Origin of the sequence: Myxococcus sp. SDU36 (assembly GCF_030168875.1) — a bacterium.
Lineage (GTDB): Bacteria > Myxococcota > Myxococcia > Myxococcales > Myxococcaceae > Myxococcus > Myxococcus vastator.
The window spans coordinates 193321-218491 of the sequence record NZ_CP077414.1 but is presented as its reverse complement, the minus strand read 5'-3'; the positions used below and the strand labels follow the sequence as shown (position 1 = coordinate 218491).

18 protein-coding genes and 1 pseudogene are annotated in these 25171 nt (G+C 70.7%); 11 read left to right on the top strand and 8 right to left on the bottom strand.

Going from position 1 to position 25171, the window contains the following annotated elements:
- Nucleotides 1–197 precede the first annotated feature (197 nt).
- From purL to KGD87_RS00860, 3 genes are all read right to left on the bottom strand, one after another.
- On the bottom strand, nt 198–4106 hold the full coding sequence (gene purL, locus KGD87_RS00870; protein ID WP_284665698.1) for a phosphoribosylformylglycinamidine synthase: 3909 nt from the start codon (nt 4104–4106) through the stop codon (nt 198–200).
- Between the two features lie 262 nt (nt 4107–4368).
- Entirely contained in the window at nt 4369–5223 is an 855-nt protein-coding gene (locus tag KGD87_RS00865) for a metal-dependent hydrolase (protein WP_284665697.1), read from the bottom strand.
- Nucleotides 5224–5255: 32 nt separating this feature from the next.
- Nucleotides 5256–6641, bottom strand: coding sequence for a hypothetical protein (locus tag KGD87_RS00860; protein WP_284665696.1), 1386 nt, complete (start codon nt 6639–6641; stop codon nt 5256–5258).
- 560 nt (nt 6642–7201) lie between these two features.
- On the opposite strand from KGD87_RS00860, the pseudogene KGD87_RS00855 reads away from it, so the two are divergent.
- Nucleotides 7202–7921: pseudogene (locus KGD87_RS00855) on the top strand (hypothetical protein); the annotation flags it as partial.
- 13 nt (nt 7922–7934) lie between these two features.
- Here the strand turns inward: KGD87_RS00855 and KGD87_RS00850 are convergent.
- Together KGD87_RS00850 and KGD87_RS00845 are read right to left on the bottom strand one after the other, a co-directional pair.
- Entirely contained in the window at nt 7935–8636 is a 702-nt protein-coding gene (locus tag KGD87_RS00850; RefSeq protein ID WP_284665695.1) for a hypothetical protein, read from the bottom strand.
- Between the two features lie 292 nt (nt 8637–8928).
- Nucleotides 8929–9366, bottom strand: a complete 438-nt coding sequence (locus tag KGD87_RS00845) for a DUF2383 domain-containing protein (protein WP_284665694.1) — start codon at nt 9364–9366, stop codon at nt 8929–8931.
- A 691-nt stretch (nt 9367–10057) separates the two neighbouring features.
- Here KGD87_RS00845 and KGD87_RS00840 point away from each other — a divergent pair.
- Genes KGD87_RS00840 through cysI form a run of 7 tightly spaced genes read left to right on the top strand, consistent with a single transcriptional unit; the run spans nt 10058 to nt 18401 of the window.
- Complete coding sequence (locus tag KGD87_RS00840; RefSeq protein ID WP_284665693.1) at nt 10058–10783, top strand: phosphoadenylyl-sulfate reductase; 726 nt, start codon at nt 10058–10060, stop codon at nt 10781–10783.
- Complete coding sequence (locus tag KGD87_RS00835; RefSeq protein WP_284668745.1) at nt 10780–11445, top strand: precorrin-2 dehydrogenase/sirohydrochlorin ferrochelatase family protein; 666 nt, start codon at nt 10780–10782, stop codon at nt 11443–11445. Before KGD87_RS00840 ends, KGD87_RS00835 begins: the two co-directional genes overlap by 4 nt.
- The gene (cobA, locus tag KGD87_RS00830; RefSeq protein ID WP_284665692.1) at nt 11442–12242 is read left to right on the top strand and encodes a uroporphyrinogen-III C-methyltransferase; all 801 of its coding nucleotides are present in this window, start codon (nt 11442–11444) and stop codon (nt 12240–12242) included. The genes KGD87_RS00835 and cobA overlap by 4 nt, the downstream gene beginning before the upstream one ends.
- Entirely contained in the window at nt 12235–13152 is a 918-nt protein-coding gene (cysD, locus tag KGD87_RS00825; RefSeq protein ID WP_284665691.1) for a sulfate adenylyltransferase subunit CysD, read from the top strand. The genes cobA and cysD overlap by 8 nt, the downstream gene beginning before the upstream one ends.
- Complete coding sequence (locus tag KGD87_RS00820; RefSeq protein ID WP_284665690.1) at nt 13152–14864, top strand: GTP-binding protein; 1713 nt, start codon at nt 13152–13154, stop codon at nt 14862–14864. The genes cysD and KGD87_RS00820 overlap by 1 nt, the downstream gene beginning before the upstream one ends.
- Nucleotides 14861–16687 (top strand): assimilatory sulfite reductase (NADPH) flavoprotein subunit, encoded by a 1827-nt coding sequence (locus KGD87_RS00815; RefSeq protein WP_284665689.1) that lies wholly within the window; start codon nt 14861–14863, stop codon nt 16685–16687. Before KGD87_RS00820 ends, KGD87_RS00815 begins: the two co-directional genes overlap by 4 nt.
- Nucleotides 16688–16712: 25 nt before the next feature.
- Nucleotides 16713–18401, top strand: a complete 1689-nt coding sequence (gene cysI, locus KGD87_RS00810; protein WP_284665688.1) for an assimilatory sulfite reductase (NADPH) hemoprotein subunit — start codon at nt 16713–16715, stop codon at nt 18399–18401.
- A gap of 24 nt (nt 18402–18425) precedes the next feature.
- On the opposite strand, the gene KGD87_RS00805 is transcribed toward cysI, so the two are convergent.
- The gene (locus tag KGD87_RS00805; protein ID WP_284665687.1) at nt 18426–19388 is read right to left on the bottom strand and encodes a class I SAM-dependent methyltransferase; all 963 of its coding nucleotides are present in this window, start codon (nt 19386–19388) and stop codon (nt 18426–18428) included.
- Between the two features lie 98 nt (nt 19389–19486).
- On the opposite strand from KGD87_RS00805, the gene KGD87_RS00800 reads away from it, so the two are divergent.
- Nucleotides 19487–20590 (top strand): hypothetical protein, encoded by a 1104-nt coding sequence (locus tag KGD87_RS00800; RefSeq protein ID WP_284665686.1) that lies wholly within the window; start codon nt 19487–19489, stop codon nt 20588–20590.
- Between the two features lie 69 nt (nt 20591–20659).
- Here the strand turns inward: KGD87_RS00800 and KGD87_RS00795 are convergent, their stop codons facing one another.
- Nucleotides 20660–22294: a transglycosylase SLT domain-containing protein gene (locus tag KGD87_RS00795; protein ID WP_284665685.1), complete on the bottom strand. Its 1635-nt coding sequence runs from the start codon at nt 22292–22294 to the stop codon at nt 20660–20662.
- A gap of 377 nt (nt 22295–22671) precedes the next feature.
- On the opposite strand from KGD87_RS00795, the gene gspC reads away from it, so the two are divergent.
- Nucleotides 22672–23541 (top strand): type II secretion system protein GspC, encoded by an 870-nt coding sequence (gene gspC, locus KGD87_RS00790; RefSeq protein ID WP_284665684.1) that lies wholly within the window; start codon nt 22672–22674, stop codon nt 23539–23541.
- A 15-nt stretch (nt 23542–23556) separates the two neighbouring features.
- Here gspC and KGD87_RS00785 read toward each other — a convergent pair whose 3' ends face one another.
- Nucleotides 23557–24420, bottom strand: coding sequence for an NAD-dependent protein deacetylase (locus tag KGD87_RS00785; RefSeq protein WP_284665683.1), 864 nt, complete (start codon nt 24418–24420; stop codon nt 23557–23559).
- Between the two features lie 196 nt (nt 24421–24616).
- Between KGD87_RS00785 and KGD87_RS00780 the strand changes: the two genes are divergently transcribed.
- A complete protein-coding gene (locus KGD87_RS00780; protein WP_284665682.1) occupies nt 24617–25090 on the top strand; it encodes a GNAT family N-acetyltransferase in 474 nt (157 codons plus the stop codon).
- Nucleotides 25091–25171: the final 81 nt, after the last annotated feature.

Below are 25171 nucleotides of genomic sequence, written 5' to 3'. Positions count from 1 at the left end.
ACATCAACGCCTCCTGCCAAAGGCCCGAGCGTCTCTCTCAATCAAGGAGATGAGCGCCAGGCGATTTTACGACAGGACCATGCGAGGTGAATGGGCGCGGAGCATGGACAGACGCCATGCTGAGACGCAAGGTGGCCCTCAACGGGCCTCCCGTCGAACGCCTTCCAAGAGGGTCTGGATTTACATGAGGGAAGGGCTCATCCCAGCCAGACGCGGGCGTTGCGGAACATGCGCATCCAGGGGCCGTCGTCGCCCCACTCGCGAGGCCGCCACGAGTGCTGCACGGAGCGGTGCACGCGCTCCGGATGCGGCATGGTGATGGTGAAGCGCCCATCCCGCGTCGTCAGGCCGGCGATGCCGTGGGGCGAGCCATTGGGGTTGGCCGGATACGTCTCCGCCACCCGCCCGTGGTTGTCCACCCAGCGCGTCGTCACCAGGCCCTCCCCGTTGACGCGGGCGGCGTCCTCCGCGCTGGGGAACTCCGCGCGGCCCTCGCCGTGCGAGGTGACGATGAGCATCCGGCTGCCTTCCATGCCCTGATAGAAGAGCGACGGCGTCTTCGACACCTCCACCAGGGACAGACGCGCCTCGTACTGCTCGGAGGCGTTGCGCACGAAGCGGGGGAAGTGCTCCGCGCCCGGGATGATGTCCTTGAGCTGCGACATCATCTGGCAGCCGTTGCACACGCCCAGGCCGAAGCTGTCCGGCCGCGCGAAGAAGGCGGCGAAGGCGTCCCGCGCGCGCGGGTTGAAGAGGATGGACTTCGCCCACCCGCCGCCCGCGCCCAGCACGTCGCCGTAGGAGAAGCCGCCGCACGCCATCACGCCCTTGAAGCCTTCGAGCGACACCCGCCCCGACAGGATGTCACTCATGTGGACATCCACCGCGGCGAAGCCCGCCCGCGTGAAAACCGCGGCCATCTCCTGCTGGCTGTTGACGCCCTGCTCCCGCAGCACGGCCACGCGAGGACGGGCCCCCTTCGAGATGAACGGCGCGGCCACGTCCTGGGCCGGGTCGAACGTCAGCTTCGGCGACAGGCCCGGGTCTGCCGGGTCACACCGTGCGGCGGCCTCCTGGTCCGCGCAGGTGGGATTGTCGCGCAGCTTCTGCAGCTCATGGCTGACACGGGACCACGTACGGCGCAGGGCCAACGTCTCCTCCGCCAGCAACGTGTCGCCCCCGTGGCGCACGCGCACCTGCAACGCCGTCACCGGGCGGCCCAGTTCGTGGACCTCCCGCGACAGACCGTGCTGCGCCAGCACCTCGCGCACACGCGCCACGTCCGAGGCGCGCACCTGCACCACCGCGCCCAGCTCCTCGTTGAAGAGGGCCGCCGTCACGTCACCGCCCAGCGGCGCCATGTCCACGTCCAGGCCGCAGCGTCCGGCGAAGGCCATCTCGCACAGCGTCGCCCACAGGCCGCCGTCGGAGCGGTCGTGGTACGCCAACAGCGCGCCGTCCTCGCTCAGCGCCTGCACCGCGGCGAAGAAGCCGCGCAGCAGCGCGGGGTCCTCCACGTCCGGGCTCTCCGGCCCCACCTGCCCGTGGACATGCGCCACCACGGAGCCGCCCAGGCGCTGCTTCCCGCGCGCCAGGTCGATGAAGAGCAGCCGCGTGTCGTCCGCCACGTCCACGAGCTGCGGCGTCAGGGACTTGCGCACGTCCAGCACCGGCGCGAACGCGGAGATGATGAGCGACACCGGCGACGTCACGGCCTTACGGGCGCCGCCCTCCTCCCAGACGGTGCGCATGGACATGGAGTCCTTGCCCACGGGGATGGTGAGGCCCAGCGCGGGGCACAGCTCCATGCCCACCGTGTGGACGGCGGCGTAGAGGCTGGCGTCCTCGCCCGGGCTTCCCGCCGCGGCCATCCAGTTGGCGGACAGCTTCACGTCGGACAGCTTGCCGATGCGAGCCGCGGCGATGTTGGTGAGCGCCTCGCCCACCGCCATGCGCGCCGAGGCCGCCGCGTCGATGAGGGCCAGCGGCGTGCGCTCGCCCATGGCCATGGCCTCACCCGTGGTGCTCGTCACGGTGGACAGCGTCACCGCGCAGTCCGCCACCGGCACCTGCCAGGGACCCACCATCTGGTCCCGGCTGCTGAGCCCGGACACGGTGCGGTCGCCGATGGTGATGAGGAAGCTCTTGTCCGCCACCGTGGGGTGGCTCAGCACGCGCTCCGCCAGCACCGCCAGCGAGCCCTCCAGCGACAGCGGCGCGAACGACACCGGGCGCGACGTCACGTCGCGGTGCATGCGCGGCGCCTTGCCGAACAGCACGTCCATGGGCAGGTCGATGGGCGCGTTGCCGAACTGCGTATCCGTCAGCGTCAGCGTCTGCTCGGCGGTGGCGTCTCCCAGCACGGAGAAGGGCGCGCGCTCCCGCTCGCACAGCGCGGCGAAGCGGGCCAGGTCCTCCGGCGCCACGCCCAGTACGTAGCGCTCCTGCGCCTCGTTGCACCAGATTTCCACCGGCGACATGCCCGGCTCGGCGTTGGGCACCGCGCGCAGCGCCAGGCGTCCGCCCAGGTCGTTGTCGTGCGCCAGCTCCGGCACCGCGTTGGACAAGCCGCCGGCGCCCACGTCGTGGATGGAGCGGATGGGGTTCTTGTCGCCCAGCGCCCAGCAACTGTCGATGACCTCCTGACAGCGCCGCTCCATCTCCGCGTTGTCCCGCTGCACGGAGGCGAAGTCGAGGTCCGCCGCGCTCGCGCCCTGCGCCATGGAGGACGCCGCGCCACCGCCCAGGCCGATGAGCATCGCGGGCCCGCCCAGGACGATGAGCTTGTCGCCCGGCTGCAGGCGCCCCTTCTTCACGTGCGGCGCGCGGATGTTGCCCAGGCCGCCGGCAATCATGATGGGCTTGTGGTAGCCGCGCACCTCCACGCCAGCGGGCGTGGGGACCTGCACCTCATAGCTGCGGAAGTAGCCCGTGAGGTTCGGCCGGCCGAACTCGTTGTTGAAGGCCGCGCCGCCCAAGGGACCGTCCACCATGATGTCCAGCGCGGAGACGATGCGGTCCGGCTTGCCGTAGGGCTGCTCCCAGGGCTGCTCGAAGCCAGGGATGCGCAGGTGGCTCACGCTGAAGCCGGTGAGGCCCGCCTTGGGACGGGCGCCACGGCCAGTGGCCCCCTCATCGCGAATCTCGCCGCCCGCGCCCGTGGCGGCGCCCGGGTATGGGGAGATGGCCGTCGGGTGGTTGTGCGTCTCCACCTTGATCATGATGTGGGCTGGCTCGCGCACGGAGCCCCACTCACCGGTTTCAGGGGACGGGAAGAAGCGGTCCACCTCGAAGCCTTCGATGACGGCCGCGTTGTCCTTGTACGCGCCGAGCACGCCTTCCGGGTGCTGGACGTAGGTGTTCTTGATGGCCTGGAAGAGCGAACGCTCCTGAGGCTTGCCGTCAATGCTCCAGCTCGCGTTGAAGATCTTGTGCCGGCAGTGCTCGCTGTTGGCCTGCGCGAACATCATCAGCTCGACGTCGGTGGGGTTGCGCTTCAGCTCGGTGAATCGCGCCACCAGGTAGTCCATCTCGTCGTCGGCCAGGGCCAGGCCCAGCTCGCGGTTGGCGGTCACCAGCGCCGCGCGGCCTCCACCCAGCACATCCACCGTCGTGAAGGGCCGGGGCGTGTGCCCGGCGAACAGGATGGCCGCGTCCTCCAGACGCCCCACCACCGCCTGCGTCATCCGGTCATGCAGCACCGGCTTCAGGTGCTCCAGCTCCGCGGCCCGCAGCGCCTGCCCGTCGGGGCCCGCGATGAAGAAGGCGGTGCCGCGCTCCATGCGCCGCACGCGCTCGCCCAGGCCACAGTTGTGGGCAATGTCCGTGGCCTTGGAGGACCACGGGGAGATGGTGCCCGGCCGAGGCAGCACCAGCAGCAGGCCGCCGGTGCGCGTGCCCGTGGCCACGCGGGGCCCGTAGTCGAGCAGGCGGCCCAGGGTGGCCAGGTCCGCCTCGGAGAGGGGCACCGGCGCGTCGATGAGGTGCACGAACTCCGCATAGACGGACGAAACGGAGGGCACCCGCTCGCGGCACTGGGCCAGGAGCTTGGCGAGCCTGAAGTCAGAGAGGGCCGGAGCCCCACGCAGGGTGTGCATGCTGGACATGGGTCGAATTCGTGGCTCTGGGTAACAGCGGGGCCGTCCTTATCACCGTGCGTCGGCCCGGCGCGTGAAGAGTTCACGCCGGGACGCCTGCCGGACGTGCGGCCAGGAGCCACGGTAGGTGTCAGCCGCACGTCAGAGCCTGCGCGGCGCTCGCGACAAAGCGGGAAGCACCGCCAACGGCCTCATCGAGCAGGCAGGTCGTCCCACCAGGGGAGGCAACCGCCGCGCGCGATGCTCCCTCACCAGGGGTGCGCGCGCGCCGCTATGCGGCCTCGCGCTCCGGGGCCTCCGGGGGCGGCGCTTCCAAGGTCGCCAGATGGGCCCTGGCCAGCGCGAGGTTGTCGTTGTCCAGCGGGTGGAAGGAGGGACGCAGGTACTCCCGCAAGCCCCGCCCCAGCACGCGGAACAGCACCGGGTCCTTCCGGTGGGCGCGCCACAGCTCGCGCAGCAGGCCCGTCCACCCCAGCCCGCGCTCCTGCCGCAGCAGCGTCACCGTGGCGGCGAACCACAGGACGAAGAGGGACACCCCGCCCAGCACCATGCCCAGCACGCGCAGCCCATAGCCCGGTGCCACCTTCCGCAGCACGTCGAAGGCCACCGCCTTGTGCTCAATCTCCTCCGCGGCGTGCCACTCGATGAGGCTGCGCATCGCCGGGTGGCCGTCCGCGAACACGCCCAGCGTCAGCGTGTTCTCGCCCATCAGCGCCGTGTAGTGCTCCAGCGCGGCGGTGATGGACAGCCGCAGCGACGGCGGGAGCTTCGCGTCGATGACGCCCCACAGGAATGAGTCGTACCACCGCATGAAGCGGTGGACGTCGTAGCCCTGGGACTCCAGCAGCTCGATGTAGTCCTGGTGCTCGCGCGCGTGCTGGCCTTCCTGCGCGAAGAAGGCCTTCACCTGCGCGCGCAGCGCGGGCGTGTCCGCCAGCCGCGGCATGTAGTGGTTGACGCTGCGCACGAAGAACCGCTCGCCCTGGGGGAAGAGCAGGTTGAGCCCGTTCCACAGGTGCGTGGTGCCAGGGCCGTTGGGGTGCCAGATACGCGGGAAGCTCGCGTCGAAGGGGAACTGGAGGTGCGGTCGCGGCCGGATGCGTCCGGGGTCGAGGGGGGAGACCATGGGGAGCTCTCGTGACGGAAGACCAGGAAGGTTCAAGGAAGTGCCGGACGTCGCGGCTGGAGCCTGCTGACGGCCTCCGCGACGAGCACGTCCCGGAAGGACAGCAGCTTTTCGCGCGTGCCCAGGGCACCACTGCCCGCGAGCGCCGCGAAGTAGCGCTTGCGCACGCCCGAGGGCGTCGCGTGGAGGACCTCCGTCACGCAGAGGGCCACCCCGCCCCCCACGGCACACAGCGGCCGCATCGTGTTGAAGAAGAGCGGGGAGTGCCGCGCCAGCGCTTCATCATCGTCGACCTCCAAGGTGATTTTGGACAGCAGGGCATTGCCGCCCAGGGCGGCGGGCACCTGCCGCAGCAAGGGCGTGAAGGCGAAGCCGTGCGTGGTGAGCGAGGGCATCCACCACGGCAGCGCCGGCGAGTACAGCGTGGAGAAGATGTCCTCCAGCACGCCGCCGCCCCGCCGCGTCTGCTCCAGCAGGTGCGCGACGTGCGCGGGCGTCATCGGCCCCGTGCGCGTCCGCGAGGGCACCACCGCGATACCAATGCGCCGCCACTTCCGCGCCACGGCGTGCGGCGACGCGGGCAGCACCGGCACCAGCAGCGTGGGATTGTCGACGGGGAACACGCCCTCGCCGGCCCGCTGCACCGCCTGGAGCATCGCGCAGGTGAGGTTCCGGAAGTCGAGCCCCTCCGGAAGCTCCACTCGCAGCAGCGGCGACGGCTCCTCGGGGCCGGTGAGCCACTCGCCCGGCGCCGCGCGGACGTCCCGGCGCGGCAACCCCTCCGAGGCGGCCAGCGAGAGCTCGGCCATCGCGGTGCCATCCATCACCAGGTGGTCGAAGCTCAGCTCCAGGGCGCCCGTCGCCGCGTCCACGCGCGCACCGAACCAGGCGCTCGACGTCAGCAGGTGGGACGTCCAGGCGCTGTCGCCTCGCGAGGCGCGGTCCACCAGCACCTGCGGGAACAAGCCATCCCGGCGTGCCTCGGCCAGCGAGCGGCTGAGCGTGCGCGCCAGCAACGCCGCCACCGCCTCGGGCGTCAGCGCCGCGTCGTCCAGGGACATCCGCACCACCTGGACCCCTCCGTCCTCGCAGGTGACGGCGGCGGTGAGGACGTCCGCGTCCTGGGCGCGTTGGCGTGCATCAGCGCCTTCCCGGCCCAGGCGCGCCACCCAGACGTCCAGGGGCTGGTTCTGCCGGCGCACGCCGCGGCTGTCGCGGTACCAGCGCGCCACACGCGCCAGCAGCACCGGCGCCCACGTCCCGCCTTCCGTGTCCACGCCCAGCGGCTGCACCGTCACCATGATGCGGCGCGAGCGGGGCTCGGTCGTCAGGAACTGCTCCCACGTCGTCAGCGCGGGCACCACTTGCGTCGGCTGGCGCGCCGGGAACGCACGCCGCCACCCGTCGCAGAAACGCACGAGCCCGCTGATAGCGTGACGCGCCACCGGATGCAGGTGCGGAAATTGATGCGTCAACGCCGCATTCACGCGTCCGACGACGCCAACGTCCTGGGCTTCAACCGGAAACGGGAGGGGACCGGATCCGTCCATGGCACACCTCCGAGTGGTCAACGGGGGGATGACCCACGGCATCGGCTCCGTAGCCTACCGGACATGCCACCTGTCCCGTCAGGTCATCACGCGATTTCACTGACAGCCATGCTTTTTGGCCTGCCTGCGCGGGGGAAACACGACTCACGACCGCGCCCCTCACGGAGCGCGTGAGGAGGTCACGCAGCGGGCGTGGGACGCAGCGCAGCAGTCGGAACGGAATCTTCGCGCGACGTGCCACGTCGGTCGGAAAAAATGTCTGACATTGAATGCAAGCGAGCAAGCGCGCCTGCATTCATCCCAGACGTCTCCTTGCATTATTTGACAGTCCAGTATTCCCGTGCGCTGGCGCGGCGATGTCCGTGCGGCGACCGTCAGGGCTACTGCGGCGTCGACTCCATCTGCTACTTCTAGGCCGCTCGACGCGTCGTTCCGCGTCCCTGCGCTGCGGCTACTACTCCGCGGACAGCGGCGGCTGCACCATCTGGCCCTACCGCGAAGCCGTCTGCTCCACCTTCTTCTGCAAGTACGTGGCGGGCGCGGACGGCCGCAAGTTCTGGATGTCCCTCAAGACGTACCTGGCGCTGGCCGAAGTCCAGCTGTCGCGCTGGACGGCGCTCCAGCTCCTCCCCGACTACGTGCTGTCCGGCAGGGACCGCGCGCAGACGCAGCCCGGGCCGCTCACCGTGGAGGATCTGGATGACACCGCGCCGCCCGCCAGGGCCTACGCGGCGCTGTGGCAGGGTTACGAAGGCCTCGAGCTCGACTACTTCCGGGAGTGCTACCGCCTGGTGAAGGCGCTGCCCCCGGACGGCGTGGAGAAGCTGCTGGGCCTGGATGGCACCATCGAGCTGAAGACGCTGGAGAAGCTCCACCACACCGCCGTGGCGCCCCAGTTGCCGCGCACGCTCAAGCTCAACCCCGATGCCACCGTGCAGTGGATGCAGGACGGCAGCGTGGCCCTGGGCGCCTACAGCGGATATGACGCCGTGGCCCTGCCCGGCGAGGCCTATGGCCTGCTGGTCGACTTCACCGGACGCGAGCCCGTGGACGCCGTGCGCCAGCACCTGCGCGAGCACAAGCAGGCGGACCTGTCCGAGGACGTCCTGCTGGAGCTGTACCGGCACCGCATCCTCGTGGAGCCGTGAGGCCGGCGTCTGGCTACGACTGCCGGGACAGCGCTCCCAGCTCGCGCAGCATGCGGACGGAGACCTGGGCGTTGCGCCACGCGAAGACCGTCTCGGACAGGTGGTCCGCCATCCACGAGCAGAAGCCCGGGTCTCCGGCGCCCAGCCACGCGGCGGACTCGGACAGCTCCGTCTCGGCGGCTTCCCACGCGCGGCGGTAGGCGCTGGCCGCGGTCATCAGCTCGGACAGGGAGTGGGTGAAGGCGTCCAGGGCCGCGCGCAGCTCCAGCGGCGCGCCCGGCTCACCCCGACGGGAATCACGCAGCCGCCCCAGGTGGACCAGGAGCCCCTGCTCCAGCGCGGCGGCCGTCCCCAGCCGCGCCTGGGCGCCATTGAGCAGGACCTGGAGGTCCTCGCCCAGCTCATGCAGCAGCTCCTCGTTGGAGCGCGCCACCGGGCGTCCCAGCCGCGTACACACCGCCTGCCACAGGCTGCTGTACCCCAGGAGCTCCGCCACGCCGCGGCGCACGTGAGGCGGGACGCGGTCCAGGAACTCGAGCGCGCATTGACGGGCGGACGTGGCCAGGGGGCCCGCGCCTGGGCCCGCCTTCGCGCACTTCAGCACCCGCCAGGCCCACTGGAGCGTCGTCTCGGTGGAGCGGAAGAGGGCTTCACAGCCCGCGCTCAGCGTCCCCGCGTGGCTGGCGTCCATCAGCGAGGAGGAGGTCGCGGGCACGGTCCGGGCTTCCTCGCCGGAGACCTGCTCCGGGCGAGAATCACGTTCCGATGAACCGCGGTCCGGCGACATGCTCCGCCTCCCCAAACGCGACGAGCCAACCCCAGGTATCGCATGCCATGCGCGCAAGCTCCAGCACCCCGCCAGGGGAGGGTTCAGGGCGCCGCGCGAGGCTTGAGGCCGTCGCGATTTCCGGAGCTGCGAGCCGGTGTCGTGTCGCACGGTTTGAGAAAAGTCCGGCCGGGCGCCTGGAACGAGGCACCCGGCCGGCGTGCATTCACGCGGCGCGCCCTCAGTGAAGGGTGCGCTTGAGACGACTGAGCCGCTCATGCGTCCGCTTCTGCGCGGGAATCAACTCCGTCCGCACGAAGCGGCGGGCCTCGCCATGCACCTGGTCCGCGTCGCGCTGATAGTCGGCGAGGCCATGGTCCTCGCCCTCCTCCAGCGCCTGGATGGCGGCCTTCTCGCCCAGGATGTCCGCGCCGCCTTGGACCAGCTTGGCGAAGGTGCCCCAGATGCCAGAGCCCTCCGCGGGCTCACCGCCCATCCTCAGGATGCGCTCTCGAATCTCCTCGACCCGGTGCTCGTGGTCTTGCTGGCAGTACTCCAGCGCGTCTCGGGCCAGTCCGTCCGAGACGTGCCCGATTGCCTGACGATAGGTCTCCACGGCGGAGATTTCGCCGCGCAGGAACGAGTTGAGCGTCTCGACGTCCTTGTTGGTGCTCGCCATCAATGACCTCCATGGGTGACAGGTGAATGCGGCTTGCCGCAAAGGTGATGCCCGCTGCCGCAGGGGCAACGAGCGCCCGCCTCCCCGCCTCCTCCCAACGTCCACGCGGACGTTCACCCCACGGCGCCCGGCCACGCTCCCCAGACGGGCAGACGAGCGACCGTCGCCCTCGGGCAGGCCGAGGCCCGCACACCTCCTGGAGGAGGGCCGGTTGACGCGCGCATGAGACAGCCGCTAGCGTAGGTCCTCGCGATGACGCACTCCCACACACCGACCGCCGCGCCGTTTGCCAGCCGCTGCTGTCTGTCGTGTGCTTGTTGTCGTCAGCCGGCCCTGGGTTGTTGACGCGCAGACGGGAAGCCCTTCCAAGCCTCCCTCCTCGCGCTCCTCCCGGCCCGGTCTCCTCTTCCAGGAACCGGGCCGTTTTCGTTTCCGCTCCCAGCCCCGCACCACTCGCCCATGACCTTTACCGCCGCCGACGCCCGTGTCCCCCGCGCTCCCGCGCTCCCCGCCGGGTGTGATGACGCCTGCGCCACGGGCGGCGCGTGCTGTCTGTGCTGTGCGTGTCCCGAGTGTCCGCCTTCAGGCGGGTGCCGAGCATCGAGAAGCGTGTAGCGCGTCCTTCTCGAACCTTCTTGCTCGTGCGGCCCGCCCTCGAAAGAGGCGGGCCTTTTCTTTTTCCGGAGTCACCATGTCCCTCCCGCAGCAGCCCCATGCCTCGGCCCTGCTCGCCGAAGCCTCCGATGTGAAGGACGCCCCCGCGCAGGACCTCCTCGCCTGGGCCGAGCGCCGCTTCGGCGCGCGCGCGGCCATCGCCACCAGCTTCGGCGTGGAGGACATGGTCCTCATCGACCTGGCGCGCCAGCACGCGCCCAGCCTGCGCCTCTTCACGCTCGACACCGGACGCCTTCCCCCGGAGACCTACGAGCTCATGGAGGTGGTCCGTAAGCGCTACGGCGTCACCGTGGAGACGTACTTTCCGGAGCGCGAGCGCGTGGAGGCGCTGGAGTCCACGCAGGGCTACTTCTCCTTCCGCCAGAGCCTGGAGGCGCGCAAGGCGTGCTGCGCCATCCGCAAGGTGGAGCCCCTGGCGCGCGCGCTCGCGGGCCAACAGGCGTGGGTGACGGGGCTGCGCCGCGAGCAGTCCGTCACCCGCACCGACGTGGCGACGCTGGAGGTGGACAGCGCGCATGGGCTGCTCAAGCTCAACCCGCTGGCCACGTGGAGCAGCCGGGACATCTGGGACTACGTCCGGGCGAACGGCGTGCCCTACAACGCGCTCCATGACCGTGGCTACCCGTCCATCGGCTGCGCGCCCTGCACGCGCGCGGTGAAGCCCTACGAAGACGAGCGCGCGGGCCGCTGGTGGTGGGAGTCCGCGGAGAACCGCGAGTGCGGCCTCCACCCGGTCCGATGACGCGCGCCATGCCTTCACACGCCATGGACTATCCCGTGTGCCTTCGACTCGAGGGCCGCTCCGTCCTGCTGGTGGGCGGCGGCGCCATCGCGGAGGGCCGTGCCATCGCGGTGCTCGACGCCGGCGCGCGGCTGCGCGTCATCGCGCCGGAGACCACCGCCACGCTGCGCCGGCTCGCGGCCGATGGGCGCCTGGAGTGGCTGCCCCGTCCCTACGAGGCCGGCGACGTGCGCGGCCATCACCTGGTGCTCGCGGCCACGGACGACGCGGCCGTGGGCCGACAGGTGGCCACCGAAGCCCGGGCCCTGGGCCTGTGGGTCAACACCGCGGACGAACCGCCGCTGTGTGACTTCACCCTGCCCTCCGTCGGCAGGCGCGGCCCCATCACCGTGGCCGTGTCCTCCGCGGGGCGGGCCCCCGCGCTCGCCAGCCACCTGCGCAAGACGCTCACCGCCCAGGTGACGCGACACCACGTCTGGCTGGCGCGACTCAGCGGCTGGCTTCGCGAGCAGTTGCCCCGAGGCCCAGCGCGCCAGCGGCTGCTGAAGCAGGTGGCGGTGGGAGACATCGGCGCGCTGCTGCAGCGGGGCGAGCGCAAGGCCGCCTGGACGCAGCTCCGCGCGGAGCTGAAGCACTTGAAGATTCCTGGAGAGACACCATGAGAGAGCAGATGAGAGGCCGCGTGTTCCTGGTCGGCGCGGGCCCGGGAGACCCAGAGCTGTTGACCTTGCGCGCCGCGCGCGTGCTCAGAGAGGCGGACACCGTCGTCCATGACCGGCTGGTCCACCCCGGGGTGCTCGAGCATGCGCGGCCCCACGCCCGGCTCATCTACGTGGGCAAGGAGGGCGGCGGCGACTCCGTGGGCCAGGAGGAGATTCACGTCATCCTCATCGCCCAGGCGCTCCTGGGGCGCCGCGTGGTGCGGCTCAAGGGTGGTGACTCCTTCGTCTTCGGCCGCGGCGGCGAGGAGGCGCTCGCGCTGGAAGAAGCGGGCATCCCCTATGAAGTCGTGCCGGGCCTCACCGCCGGGACGGCCGTGCCCGCGGCGGCGGCCATCCCCGTCACGCACCGGGGCATCTCCGGCGCGGTGACGTTCGCCACCGCGTACCGGGGCGGCAGCGCGCCGGACTGGGACTTCCTGGCGAAGGCCCAGACGCTGGTCCTCTACATGGCGGGGAGCCGGCTGGAGGAGACGGTGCGCGCGCTGGTCGGCGCGGGGCGCTCCGCGGCCACCCCGGCCGCCGTGGTGGAGGCGGGGACGTGGGAGCATCAACGGGTGGTGGAGGCGCCGCTGAGCCACATCGCCCAGGCGGTGACGCGGGACGGGCTCGGCTCGCCGTCGCTGCTCATCGTGGGCGAGGTCGTCGCGTTGCGCGCGCGCCTGCCTTCACTGGTGGCGCAGGGAACCTTGGAGCATGGACACGCGCCAGCGCGCGTGGCGGAGGGCGGTCATGAGTGAGCACACGTTCGCACGGGCGTCCCACCTGTCGGAGCTGGAAGCGGAGAGCATCCACATCCTCCGGGAGACGGTGGCCGAGTTCGCCAACCCGGTGATGCTCTACAGCATCGGCAAGGACTCCCAGGTCCTGCTGCACCTGGCGCGCAAGGCCTTCCACCCCGCGCCCCTGCCCTTCCCGCTGCTCCACGTGGACACCACCTGGAAGTTCCGGGAGATGTATGCGTTCCGGGACGCCTTCGTGGCGCGCCACGGCCTGCGCCTCATCGTCCACCAGAACCAGCGCGCGCTGGCCGAGGGCATCAACCCCTTCGACCACGGCAGCCAGAAGTACACCCATGCGATGAAGACGCAGTCGCTGCTGGAGGCGCTGACGAAGCATGGCTTCGACGCGGCCTTCGGCGGCGCGCGGCGCGACGAGGAGAAGTCCCGCGCCAAGGAGCGGGTGTTCTCCTTCCGGGACAGGCATGGCCAGTGGGACCCGCGCCGCCAGCGGCCGGAGGTGTGGAACCTCTTCAACGGCCGCGTCGACGCGGGCGAAAGCATGCGCGTCTTCCCGCTGTCCAACTGGACGGAGCTGGACGTGTGGCACTACGTGCTGCGCGAGCGCATCCCCGTGGTGCCGCTCTACTTCGCGGCGGAGCGCCCGGTGATTGACCGGGGCGGCACGCTGCTCATGGTGGACGACGAGCGCATGCGGCTGCGGCCCGGGGAGAAGCCCGAGCTCCGGCGCGTGCGGTTCCGAACGCTGGGCTGCTACCCGCTCAGCGGCGCCATCGAGTCCTCCGCCACCACGGTGGAGACCGTCATCCACGAGATGGTGAACGCCCGCCAGTCCGAACGGCAGGGCCGGCTCATCGACCACGACGAAGAGGGCTCCATGGAGCTCAAGAAGCGCGAGGGGTACTTCTAATGGACACCGGCTTGCAGCAGATGCTCGACCAGCACTCCGCCCGGGAGCTGCTCCGGCTCGTCGTGGTCGGCTCCGTGGATGACGGGAAGTCCACCCTCATCGGCAGGCTCCTCTACGAGTGCGACGGGCTCTTCGAGGACCAGATTTCCGCCGTGCGGAAGGCCAGCGCGAAGCGGGCCGCCGCCGCCGTGTCCGTGCCCTCCGAGGTGCTGGCCCAGGGCCTGAAGGCCGCGGCCGGCGCCGACGAGGAGGAGCTGGACTTCTCCCTCTTCACGGACGGCCTGCGCGCCGAGCGCGAGCAGGGCATCACCATCGACGTCGCCTACCGCTACCTGAGCACCGCGCGGCGCAAGGTCATCGTCGCGGACACGCCGGGCCACATCCAGTACACGCGCAACATGGCCACCGGCGCCTCCACGGCGGACGCGGCGGTCATCCTGGTGGACGCGCGGCTGGGCGTGCTGCCGCAGACGCGCCGCCACGCGTACATCGCCTCGCTGCTGGGCATCCCCTTCCTGGCCGTGGTGGTGAACAAGATGGACCTCACGGGCTTCGACCGGGACGCCTTCGAGCGCATCGGCACCGAGCTGGTGGACTTCGCCCACGCGCTCGGCTTCGAGGGCGTGCGGCTCTTCCCCGTCAGCGCCAGCCGCGGGGACAACATCACCCGGCCCAGCGCCCGCACGCCCTGGCACGAAGGCGGCACGCTGCTCGCGTGGCTGGAGTCGCTGCCCCACCAGCGACGGCAGGACGACGCGCCCTTCCGCTTCCCCGTCCAGTACGTGCTCCGGCCCCACCAGGACTACCGGGGGCTGGCGGGACAGATTGCCTCCGGCACCGTCCGCGTCGGCGATGAAATCCAGGTCCATCCCTCCGGGCGGCGCACGCGCGTGGCGGGCATCGACACCTTTGATGGACCGCTGGAGGAGGCCGCGTCCCCCGCGTCCGTCACGCTGAGGCTCGCGGACGAGGTGGACGCCAGCCGAGGCGACATGCTGGCCCACGTGGCTCAGCCGCCGCTGTCGCTCCACCAGCTCGACGCGATGCTCGTGTGGTTCGGTGAGCAGCCGCTGGACTGCTCGCGCCGCTACCTGGTGAAGCAGGCCTCGCGCACCGCGCCCGCGCACATCGAACGGGTGCTGTGGCGCAAGGAGCTGGCGGACCTGTCCGAGCAACCCGCCGAGTCCCTGTCCCTCAACGACATCGGCCGGGTGCGGGTGGTGTGCCGTCGGCCGCTGCTGACGGACGCGTACCGCGACAACCGCCGCACGGGCGCCTTCATCGTCATCGACGCGCTCACCCACGACACGGTGGGCGCGGGCATGGTCCTGGGGCCGGTGGAGGACTCCGCGCGGGGCGATGTCGCCGCGTCGCTCGTCACCCAGCCCGAGCGGCGGGGACGACTGGGCCAGCCCGGCGCCATCGTCCTGCTGCCCGCCACGCCGGACGCGGGCTCACGCGCATTCCAGTTGGAGCGCCGGCTGTTCGACCTGGGCTGGCATGTCGCCACCGCCCCCGGTGACGTGGAGGTGGCGCTGGCGCTCGCGGCAGCGGGACTGGTGGCCCTGGTCCACAGCGACACGCCCCAGACACGCCGGGCCCTGCGCGAGGAGGCCCGCGATGCCGGCGCCGCGTGGCTGGAGCTGGAAGCCAGCGCAGACGTGGAGCAACACCTCGGCCACATCCTCACCCTCTGGGAGGCCGCACGATGAGCGCATCCCCTGCCCCCCATGCGCCCCCGTTCATCAACGCGCTGCTGGGTGAGGACAAGAGCGCCCTGCTGCTCAAGCTCGTGGAGGGGCTGGACACCTCCGCCCTGCACTGGCTGAGCGGCTACACCGCGGGGCTGGCCGTCCGTGCGCCCCAGGCCACCGTCATCCCCGTGACGCCCGCGCCCGTGGCCGCGCCCGCCGCTCCCCTCACCATCATCTACGGGACGCAGACGGGAAACAGCCGCCTCCTGGCCGAGCGCCTCAAGCACCAGGTGGAGTCCGCCGGCTTCGCCGCGCGGCTGTTCCGGGCCAGCGACTATCCGGTGCGGGAGCTGGCCAAGGAAAAGCTGCTCTGCGTGGTCATCAGCACCCAGGGAGATGGCGACCCGCCGGACGATGCACGGGGCTTCTGTGAGTTCATCCTCGGCAAGCGCGCGCCTCGCGTGGAGGGGCTGCGCTACGCCGTGCTCGGGCTGGGAGACTCCAGCTACCCGCGCTTCTGCGAAGTGGGCCGGCTGCTCGACGTCCGCTTCGCGGAGCTGGGCGCCAGCCGGCTGCTGGAGCGCGCCGACTGCGACGTGGACTTCGAGCCCGTGGCCAAGGGCTGGCTCGACCAGGCCTTCACCCTGGCGCGCGAAGCACTGACTCCGCGAGCGGCGGTGACGGCCACCGTCGTGCCGCTGCGGGAGCCGCACGCCGCGTCCGCGTTCACCAAGGAAGCGCCCTACACCGCGGAGGTGCTGCTCAACCAGCGCATCACCGCGCGCGGCGCGCTCAAGGACGTGCGGCACCTGGAGCTGTCGCTCGCGGGCTCCGGGTTGGAGTACGCCCCTGGCGACGCGCTGGGGGTGTGGCCCCACAATCCGCCGGAGCTGGTGGCGTCCTTCCTGTCCGAGCTGCGTCTCGACGGCGAAGCGCCTGTCACTCGCGAGGGCCGCACGCTCCCGCTGGCGCGCTGGCTGAGCGATGAGCTGGAAATCACCCGGCTCAACCGCCCCTTCCTGGAGCGACACGCCAGGCTGTCCGGCAGTTCGGCGCTGCGCGAAGCGCTCGAACCGGGCCGCGCCGAGTCCTTCCGCGCGCTGCTGGCGGGACATCAGGTCATCGACGTGCTCCGCGCCCACAAGGGAACCTGGGACGCCGCCGAGCTGGTCCAGGCCCTTCGCCGGCTCACGCCCCGGCTGTACTCGATTGCCTCCAGCGCCAGGCGCGTGGGTGAAGAGGCGCACCTCACGGTGGCGGTGGTGGACTACACGGCCTTCGACCTGCGGCACTTCGGCGCGGCGTCGTACCACCTGGCCACGCGCACGGCCGGCACCGACGCGGTCCGCGTCTTCATCGAGCCGAACGAGCGCTTCCGGCTGCCGGAGGACGGCGACAAGGACGTGCTGATGATTGGCCCAGGCACCGGCGTGGCGCCCTTCCGGGCCTTCGTCCAGGAGCGCGCCGAGGCTGGGGCGAAGGGCCGCAACTGGCTCTTCTTCGGTGAGCAGCACTTCCGCACCCAGTTCCTCTACCAGACGGAGTGGCAGGAGGCGCTGAAGAAGCAGACGCTGCACCGGCTGTCGCTCGCCTTCTCGCGGGACCGCGCGCAGAAGGTCTACGTGCAGCACCGGCTGCGTGAGTCCGGACGTGACGTCTACGAATGGCTCGAAGGCGGCGCCCACCTCTACGTGTGCGGCGACGCCCAGCGCATGGCCCCCGATGTCCACGAGGCGCTGGTGGACGTCGTCTCCACCCACGGCGACAAGAGCCGCGAGGACGCGCACGCCTGGCTGGAGTCCCTGCGTGAGCAGCGGCGCTACCTGCGCGACGTCTACTGACCCGTTTGCGATTGCGAGCAACGACATGAGCCATCAGCCCAAGCCGCTCTCCGAAGTGGAGCACATCAAGACCCAGAGCCGACTGCTCCGGGGAAGTCTGGAGGAGAGCCTGGAGGACCCCGTGACGGGCGGCCTCGCCACGCCGGACACCAGCCTCATCAAGTTCCACGGCAGCTATCAGCAGGACGACCGCGACCTGCGCGAGGAGCGGCGTCAGCAGAAGCTGGAGCCCAACTACAGCTTCATGCTCCGCACCCGCCTGCCTGGAGGCGTGTGCACGCCGGCCCAGTGGCTGGCGATGGACGCCCTGGCGCGCGAGCACGCCAACCACACGCTGCGCATCACCACGCGGCAGGCCTTCCAACTGCACGGCATCATCAAGGACGACCTCCGGCCCACCATCGCCCGCATCAACGACGCGATGATGGACACGCTGGCCGCCTGCGGCGATGTGAATCGCAACGTGCTGTGCAACCCCAACCCGGTGGACTCGCGCGTCCACGAGACGGTGTACCAGTGGGCGGTGCGCCTCTCCGAGCACCTGCTGCCGAAGACGCGCGCCTACTACGAAATCTGGCTGGGGAAGGAGAAGGTGGCCGGCGGCGAGGACGAGCCCATCTACGGCCCCACCTACCTGCCCCGGAAGTTCAAGGCCGCGGTGGCCGTGCCGCCCCTCAATGACGTGGATGTCTTCGCGCAGGACCTGGGCTTCATCGCCATCATCGAGGGCGACGCGCTCGTGGGCTTCAACGTCTCCGTGGGAGGCGGCATGGGCGCCACGCATGGTGACGCGGCCACCTATCCCCGGCTGGCGGACGTCGTCGGCTTCATCTCGCCGGAGCAGACGCTCGCCGTCGCCGAGGAGGTGGTGAAGATTCATCGCGACTTCGGGGACCGCGCCAACCGCAAGCACGCGCGCCTGAAGTACGTCCTGGAGGAGCGCGGCGTGCCCTGGTTCACGGCGGAGCTGGAGAAGCGGCTCGGCTTCGCGCTCCAGCCTGCGCGCCCGTTCGCCTTCGAGCACAACGGAGACCGCTTCGGGTGGACGGAGGGCCATGGCGGCCAGTGGCACCTGACGCTGCACCTGGACAGCGGCCGCGTGGCGGACCGGCCCGGCGCCACGCACCTGACGGGCCTGCGGGAGATCGCGCGCATCCACACCGGGGACTTCCGCCTCACGGCGAACCAGAACCTCGTCATCGCTGGCGTGACACCTGAGGCCCGCGAGGCCATCGACGCGCTGGTGACGACGCACGCGCTGGACAGCTTCCGCAGCGCCAGCCCCGTGCGGCGCAACGCGCTGGCCTGCGTGGCGCTGCCGACGTGCGGGCTCGCCATGGCGGAGGCGGAGCGCTACCTGCCCGCCTTCGTGGGACGGCTGGAGGACCGGCTGCGGGTGCATGGCCTGCAGGACGCCAACCTGCTGCTCCGCATCACCGGGTGCCCCAATGGGTGCGCGAGGCCGTACCTGGCGGAGGTGGGGCTCGTGGGCAAGGCGCCCGGTCGCTACAACCTGCACCTGGGCGGCGATGCGCGAGGCCAGCGCCTCAACCGCCTCTACCGGGAGAACATCGACGAGGACGCCATCCTCGCCGCGCTGGAGCCCTTGTTGGAAGGCTACGCGCGCGAGCGCCAGCCCGGTGAAGGCTTCGGTGACTTCGTGGTGCGCGCGGGCCACGTCCCCAGCCCCTCCGCCCAGGCTCGGCCGTCCTGAGCCAGCGCGGGCGGCGAGCCGTGCTCAGCCGCCCGCGTCCCGCACCGCAGTGAGGAGCAGGTCGTACTTGCCGCCCAGGAACGTGCGGAAGCCGTGCTGGTGCAGGTAGCGGCGGTAGAAGGACAGGTCCTTCACCAGCAGCGACAGGTCGGGCTCGCGCAGGTTCCGCACCCGCGCGCCATAGACGACCTCGCCATCCCGGAAGCGGGAGTTGGGAAAGCCCAGCAGCAGCGCCGAGCGTGGCTCCAGATGCGCCTGCACGAGCTTGCGCAGCAGCGCATGGTCATCCACCCCGGGGCTCTGCAGCGTGCCAACGGACACCACCAGGTGGAAGCGCCCCAGCTCCTCCGGCAGCGCGTTGAGGTCCGCGACGACGAAGCGGTGCCGCGCATCGGGGAAGCGGGCGCGTGCCTCTGCAAGGGCGCTGGCGCTGTGGTCCACTCCCACGAAGCGCACGTCCGGGCTCTCTTCGAGCCACGAGAACGCCGCCAGCTCATCCCCGCGATTGACGCCCAGGTCGAGCACGCGAGCGGACGCCGGCAACCGGATGCGCCCGAGCGCTTCGAGCCAGGGCAACAAGAAGCCCGCGTCCTCCAGCTTGCGCAGGCGAGCGAACGCGGAGGCCGCGCCGTAGCGCTCTTGCGGTGACGCCGCTTCCTCCGCCACGCTTCCCGCGTGCCAGGGCGCCTCGGGTCCCAGCCGCTCGAAGGTCAGCGCGATGTGCGTCGCATCCACCTCGCGGGGCGTGAGCAGCCGGCACGCGAGCCCCTCCGCCAGGTCGCACCAGCTGCGCAGGGGCCGATGGAGCAGCGCGCCAGACGGTCCCACGCGCTCGCCGGGGTAGCAGCCCCTGCCCAAGTCCGGGTCTGGCACCTCGATGGTGACGGGCCCGGCACCGAGCGACGCCAGCAAATGCCGATGGATGTGGATCAGGGACTCGGCATGGAAGCGGCGAGGGTGCGCGGCGGACTCGGTGGGGCTCGACATGATGGCGCGGAGCCTATCGCGGCATCTGTCCTGTTCCGTGGCTTCCGAGCCGTGCACAATCTCCCCCCAATCGAAGGCCCGCTCCGCCGAGGTATTCCATGCATCGGTTCCGCACCCCTTCCGCCCTGCTCGCCGCCCTCACCCTCCTGGGCTGTCAGTCCAACAAAGAGGACAAGCCGGCCGCGCCCCCGGCCCCTGCGGCAGCGCCCCGAGCGGAGGCCGTGCCCGCACCTCCGCCCAAGCCCGCTCCGCCCCCCGCCGAGGCACAGCCGGAGCTCGGCTACCTCAAGCCCACCGAGGACGCCGAACACTGCGAATGGATGCGCCAGCCCTTGAAGGGCACGGCCACCCGCGTCTTCCGCTTCGACGCCTATTGCGACAGGTCCTCGGTGTCCTGGAGTCCGGATGGCAAGCAGGGACTCCTCTTCACGTGGCCCTCGGGCGAAGGGGAAGTCCCTCGCGCCTGGCGCGTGGACGTCGCCGCGAAGTCCGGGCAGCCGCTGGACCTGAAGTCCCTGCCCGGAGGAACCAGCGCCGGAAACCCCAACGAGCCTTACGTGTCGCGCGTCGGCTTCGACACGCGGGGCCGGCCGGTGGCGCTCGTCGTCCTGGCCTCCGAGTCGAAGGGCCCCCTCACCTTCGAGGGCGAAACCTTCCCCGTGCCGAAGGGCAAGGGCGTGCCGGGGCTGGCCATGGCCTATCGCCTGGAGGACGGCGGCTGGCAGCGCATCGAAATCAAGGCGGCACGCTTCCAGGAGGACACGCCTTCCGAGCACGGCCTGCTTGAAGCGGCGGCGACCCTCACGCCGACGTGGACGGCCTCACTGCCCACCCGGCTTCCTGGCGGAAAGACCGCGCCGGCCCTGGCGAAGGAGCTGGATGCCCAGACGCCGGTGAGCGAGGGAGCGGGCTGGTGGATGGAGCTGCCCGGCCCCGGCGGCACGCTCTACTACCGGGCACGCCAGGAGGGCCCCATGCGCGTGCTCGGCCAGCCCCTGCTCTGGGCCCATGGAGACCAGCGCCTGTCCTTGAAGGACCTCACGGAGCCGGACGCGTACCTGGGCTTCCAGTTCGACCGGGGGCTCCTGCTCGTCACGTCCTACGGCGGTTATGCGGCGGCCACCGTCTGGGACCCGAAGACGCAGCAGCGCGTGGTGTCCGTGCCGGACGTCTACGCGCCCGCCTTCTGGCCCACGCCCTGAGCGCCGGAAAGACGACGGCCCGGCGCCCACGAAGGGAACCGGGCCGAAGTCGCGGCGCGTCGCGGTGAGCTACGCGGGGCCGGTGCCGTTGTACCAGCCGGTGATCTTCCGCACGTAGTCCTGCGTCTCCTTGAACGGAGGCACGCCGCCGTACTTGTTCACGTTGCCCGCGCCCGCGTTGTAGGCGGCGAGCGCCAGCCGCACGTCACCGTTGAAGCGCTTGAGCTGCTGAGAGAGGTACTTGGTGCCGCCCTCGATGCTCTGGCGCGGGTCCGTGCGGTTGGTGACGCCCAGCTCGCGCGCGGTGGCCGGCATGAGCTGCATCAGGCCCACCGCGCCCGCGCCCGACTGCGCGTTCGGGTTGAAGGTGGACTCCTGCTGGATGACCGCCTTGATGAGGCGCGCGGGCACGTTGTACTTCTGCGACATCTCGTTGATGAGGTTGTCGTACTTGTTCGACGAGAAGCCGCTCAGGTCGTTGTTGCCCTTCGCGGGGCCCGCGTTGCCCGTGCCCTGCGTACCGCCCGTGCCGCTGGTGGCGCCGCCGCCGCTGGCCACGGTGGCGCCCAGCTTCGAGAACGCCGCGCGCGTCAGCGGGCCGTAGTAGCCCGTGTTCTTCACGTTGTTGGCGGCCTGGAACTCCTTGAGCGCCGACTCCGTGCGCGGACCGAAGACGCCCGGGCCCGTGTTCATCTCGGCCTGGGTCATGTAGCCGCCCTTCACCAGCGCCTCCTGGAGCTGCTTCACGGCAGGGCCGCTCGCGCCCTTCTCCAGGTCACCCGCGGGCAGCTTCATGCCCTTCACCGAGCCGCCCGAGGTCGGCGGCGGCTGGGAGCCCACGCCGCCCGTGCCACCACCGCCGTTCGTGTTGCCCGGACGCGGGTTGCCACCCGAGAAGGTCACCAGCTCACCCGTCGTCTTGTAGCCCTGGGGGCCGCCCGACAGACGGTTGCCCTGGACGTTGAGGGTGATCTCCTTCCCCGTGGCCGGGTCGTTCGCGTAGTAGACGGGCTTGCCGTTCTGCGTGCCACGGCCGGTGATGGTGATCCAGTGGTCGGTGCCGTTCGCGCCACCGCCGCTGCCCGCCTTGTAATCCACGCCCACAACCACCGGCCGGCCCGCGTCAATCTGATTGTTGATGGTGTTCAGGTTCCACGCCTGCTTCGCGGCGCCCAGGCCGCCCATGGCCGCCGCCGAGCCCCACTTGAGCGCGTTGCCCGAGTAGCCGTTGTTGCGGTCCAGGTACGCGTCCATCTCCCCGGGGTTGATGGTCTTCCCGGTGATCTTGCTCACCGCCATGGCGGTGGCCGTCATGGCACAACCCGCCGCGGACAGGCTCGAGCTGGTGCCCAGCCGGCGCGAGCCCCACTGCGCGTCACCCTGCTTGTAGAGCGGCGTGCCGTCACGGGACGTGGGGAACTGCCGGCCGTCGTCGTCGCGGACCTGACCGTTGGCGGCGCGCGTCGTCGTCGCCGCGGGGGTGAAGTTGTCACCGCTCGCCGGAGTGGCCGTGCCGGAACCCGTGGTGCCACCCCCCCGCGTGGGCGCGCTCTCGAACGTGTCCGGGATGGTCAGCTTCTGGCCCGCGCGAATCTTGTTCGGGTCAGCGATGTTGTTGGCCTTCGCGAGCGCGGAGACGGACGTGTTGTACTGGCGGGCCAGCGCGCTCAGCGTGTCGCCACTGCGAACGGAATGGGTCTTCAAGGCCAAAACCTTTCGTCACCCGATGCGGCGTTGGGCGGGGGGATATTCACGATTCTCGGCCGTGATGAAGTGAAGTTGCCTCATCCCCAGACAAACACTGGCAACGAAATTGTCAAACCTGACAGGACACCCGCGTCCGCTTCCACTGCTAATTTACACGAATACCCAACAACACGCGACGCACCGCGCAACGTGTGACACTTCTGTCAAAGGGCCCCGTGACAGCCTGTCACAGACACGTCGCGCCTCCGTGACAGCGCTGGCTGGGTGAGTCCCGTGCGGGCAAGGCCCCCAGAGCAAGCGCGGACTCGCGCAGGCCCTGGCCTCGTACTTGCTCATGGGCCGCGTGTCACTCCCGAACGCAAAGGCACTCGGCCATGGCCACCCCACTCCGGAAGCACTTCTGGCTCGTCACCACGACCTTCATCGCACTCGCCATGCTGCTCCTGGCGAGCACATCCAACCTGTTCGTAGAGTTCGCATTCTCTCCACGCATCCCAGGCATGCGGGATGAGCCAGCCTTGTCGGCAGAGGCTGCCTCACGCTCCCGCACTGCACTGGAAGGCAGTCGTCTGGCAACGCTCACGGGACTGACTCTCGACAAATCGCCGGAGGAGGCCCCTCCGTCCGGTGGCAGCGCGGCCATGAACACCTCCCTGCGGCTGAAGCTGCTTGGCACCCTGGTGGCGCATGACTCGAAGTGGTCGCTCGCCTCGCTCGAGGACCTCGACGCGAAGCGCATCCGCAGCGTAATGACCGGTGACGACCTGCAGGGCGCCCGCGTCGTCTCCATCGAGCGCGAGCGCATCACCTTTCTGGTGGACGGCCGGGAGGAGTCCATCCGCGCCGACCGCCATGGCGGCGTCTCATCCGCGTCCTTCCTGACGAACGCCGCGCCCGTGCCCACCGGCGTCCGAGCGGTGGGTGAGCACACCTATGAAGTGTCCCGCCGCGCTGTCGAAGACGCGCTCACCAACACGGACGGCCTGCTCACCCAGGCCCGTGTGGTGCCGGCCTTCCGCGACGGCAAGCCTCAGGGCTTCAAGGTCTTCTCCATCAAGAAGGGCTCCCTCTACGAACAGCTCGGCATCCAGTCTGGTGACGTGCTCCGGCGCATCAATGGTGTCTCGCTCGACACGCCCGACGGGGCCCTGGAGGCCTTCACGCTGCTGCGGGGCACGCCGCACCTCGAGCTCGACATCGAGCGAGGAGGGAGTCCGGTCCGCAAGGTCTACGACGTGAGGTGACAGCCGCGCGGCGCGTCAACTCCGGGCCAGGGCCGCCGCGAGCCGGGGGAGCGCATCCCCCGCACGGGCCTCCAGGTGTACGTCCGCGAGCTCCACGCCCCGGCACTCCCCCAGGTTGAGGATGGCGATGGGCATGCGGCGCTCGGACGCGCGCACCAGGAAGCGGTAGCCGGAGAAGATGGCCAGCGAAGAGCCCACCACCAGCAGCGCGTCGCCCTCCTCCAACAGGGCGAACGCCGACGCCACGGTGGGAACCGGCACGTTGTCGCCGAAGAAGACGACGTCCGGCTTGAGCGTGCCAGCACACCTCAGGCACGCCGGGACTTGGAAGGACGACAGCTGCTCGGAGGTCAGGTCCGCGTCACCGTCCGGACGCAGCGCCTGCACCTCGTGGGAGAAGCCGGGGTTGAGCGACAGCAGCCGCGCCTGCAACCCGTCACGAGCCTCCTGCGCGCCGCACGCCAGACAGCGGACCTGGGCCAGCGCGCCATGCAGCTCAATCACCCGCGAGCTGCCCGCGGCGTGGTGCAGCCGGTCCACGTTCTGGGTGATGAGGCCTCGGACGTGGCCCGCCTGCTCCAGCTCCGCCAGCGCCGCGTGCGCCGCGTTGGGCCGGGCCGAGGAGAAGCGCGGCCAGCCCATCAGGCTTCGCGCCCAGTAGCGCGCCCGGACCTCGGGGCGCGTGAGGAACTCGCGATGCTGGATGGGGTTGCGCGCCCGCGCCCGCGTCCCGGGCCCCCGATAGTCAGGGATGCCTGACTCGGTGCTGCACCCCGCCCCGGTGAGCACCACCGTGCTGCGGCGCGTGAGCAATGAGACCAGCGCCTCCATGCTCGGAGCGAGGCTGGGGGCAGGCAGGGCATCGTGCGGGGCAGTCATCGCGGCCTGCATATTAACCGCCCGTCCCTGGCCGCGCCGGAGGTCCGCCCTCGCCTGGACCTTCCCGAGCGCACACCTGCACCTGCCCGCTCGGGCGAGCACGCCTGCCAGCCTGCCAGCGCGCCCCTCCTGGCATCGACCGCGCCGCCATCGTCAGCGCCATGCAGCACGTACCTCCGTGCTAGACGCCCTCCTCATGCGAAGCTGGCAATGGAAGTCCTTCCAAGCGCTGTCCCTCGACGAGCTGCACGACGTGCTCGCCCTGCGGCAGGAAGTCTTCGTGGTGGAGCAGCGCTCCATCTACCAGGACGTGGACGGGTTCGACCGGAGCGCGGAGCACCTGCTGCTCCACACGGAGTCGCGGGGGGCCCGGCTGCTCGCCGCGTACTTGAGGGTGCTGCCTCCCGGTGTGAAGTACCCCCAGGAGAGCAGCCTGGGCCGCGTGGTGACGTCGCCCCGCGCGCGGGCCCAGGGGCTGGGGCGCGAGCTGGTGGCGCGTGGCATTGCCCGGCTGGACAGCCTGTACCCACAGGCCGCCATCCACATCGGGGCCCAGCACTACCTCCAGCGCTTCTACGAAGGCTTCGGCTTCCAGACGCAGGGCGACGTCTACGACGAGGACGGCATCCCCCACATCGACATGGTGCGGCCCGCTCGCGGGACGCGGTGACGCCGGGCCACGGCTGACGCCCGCCGCTATGTGCCGGGTCGGCAGACGTTACACTGGCCGTGCGCCGGGGACCGCGCCCCG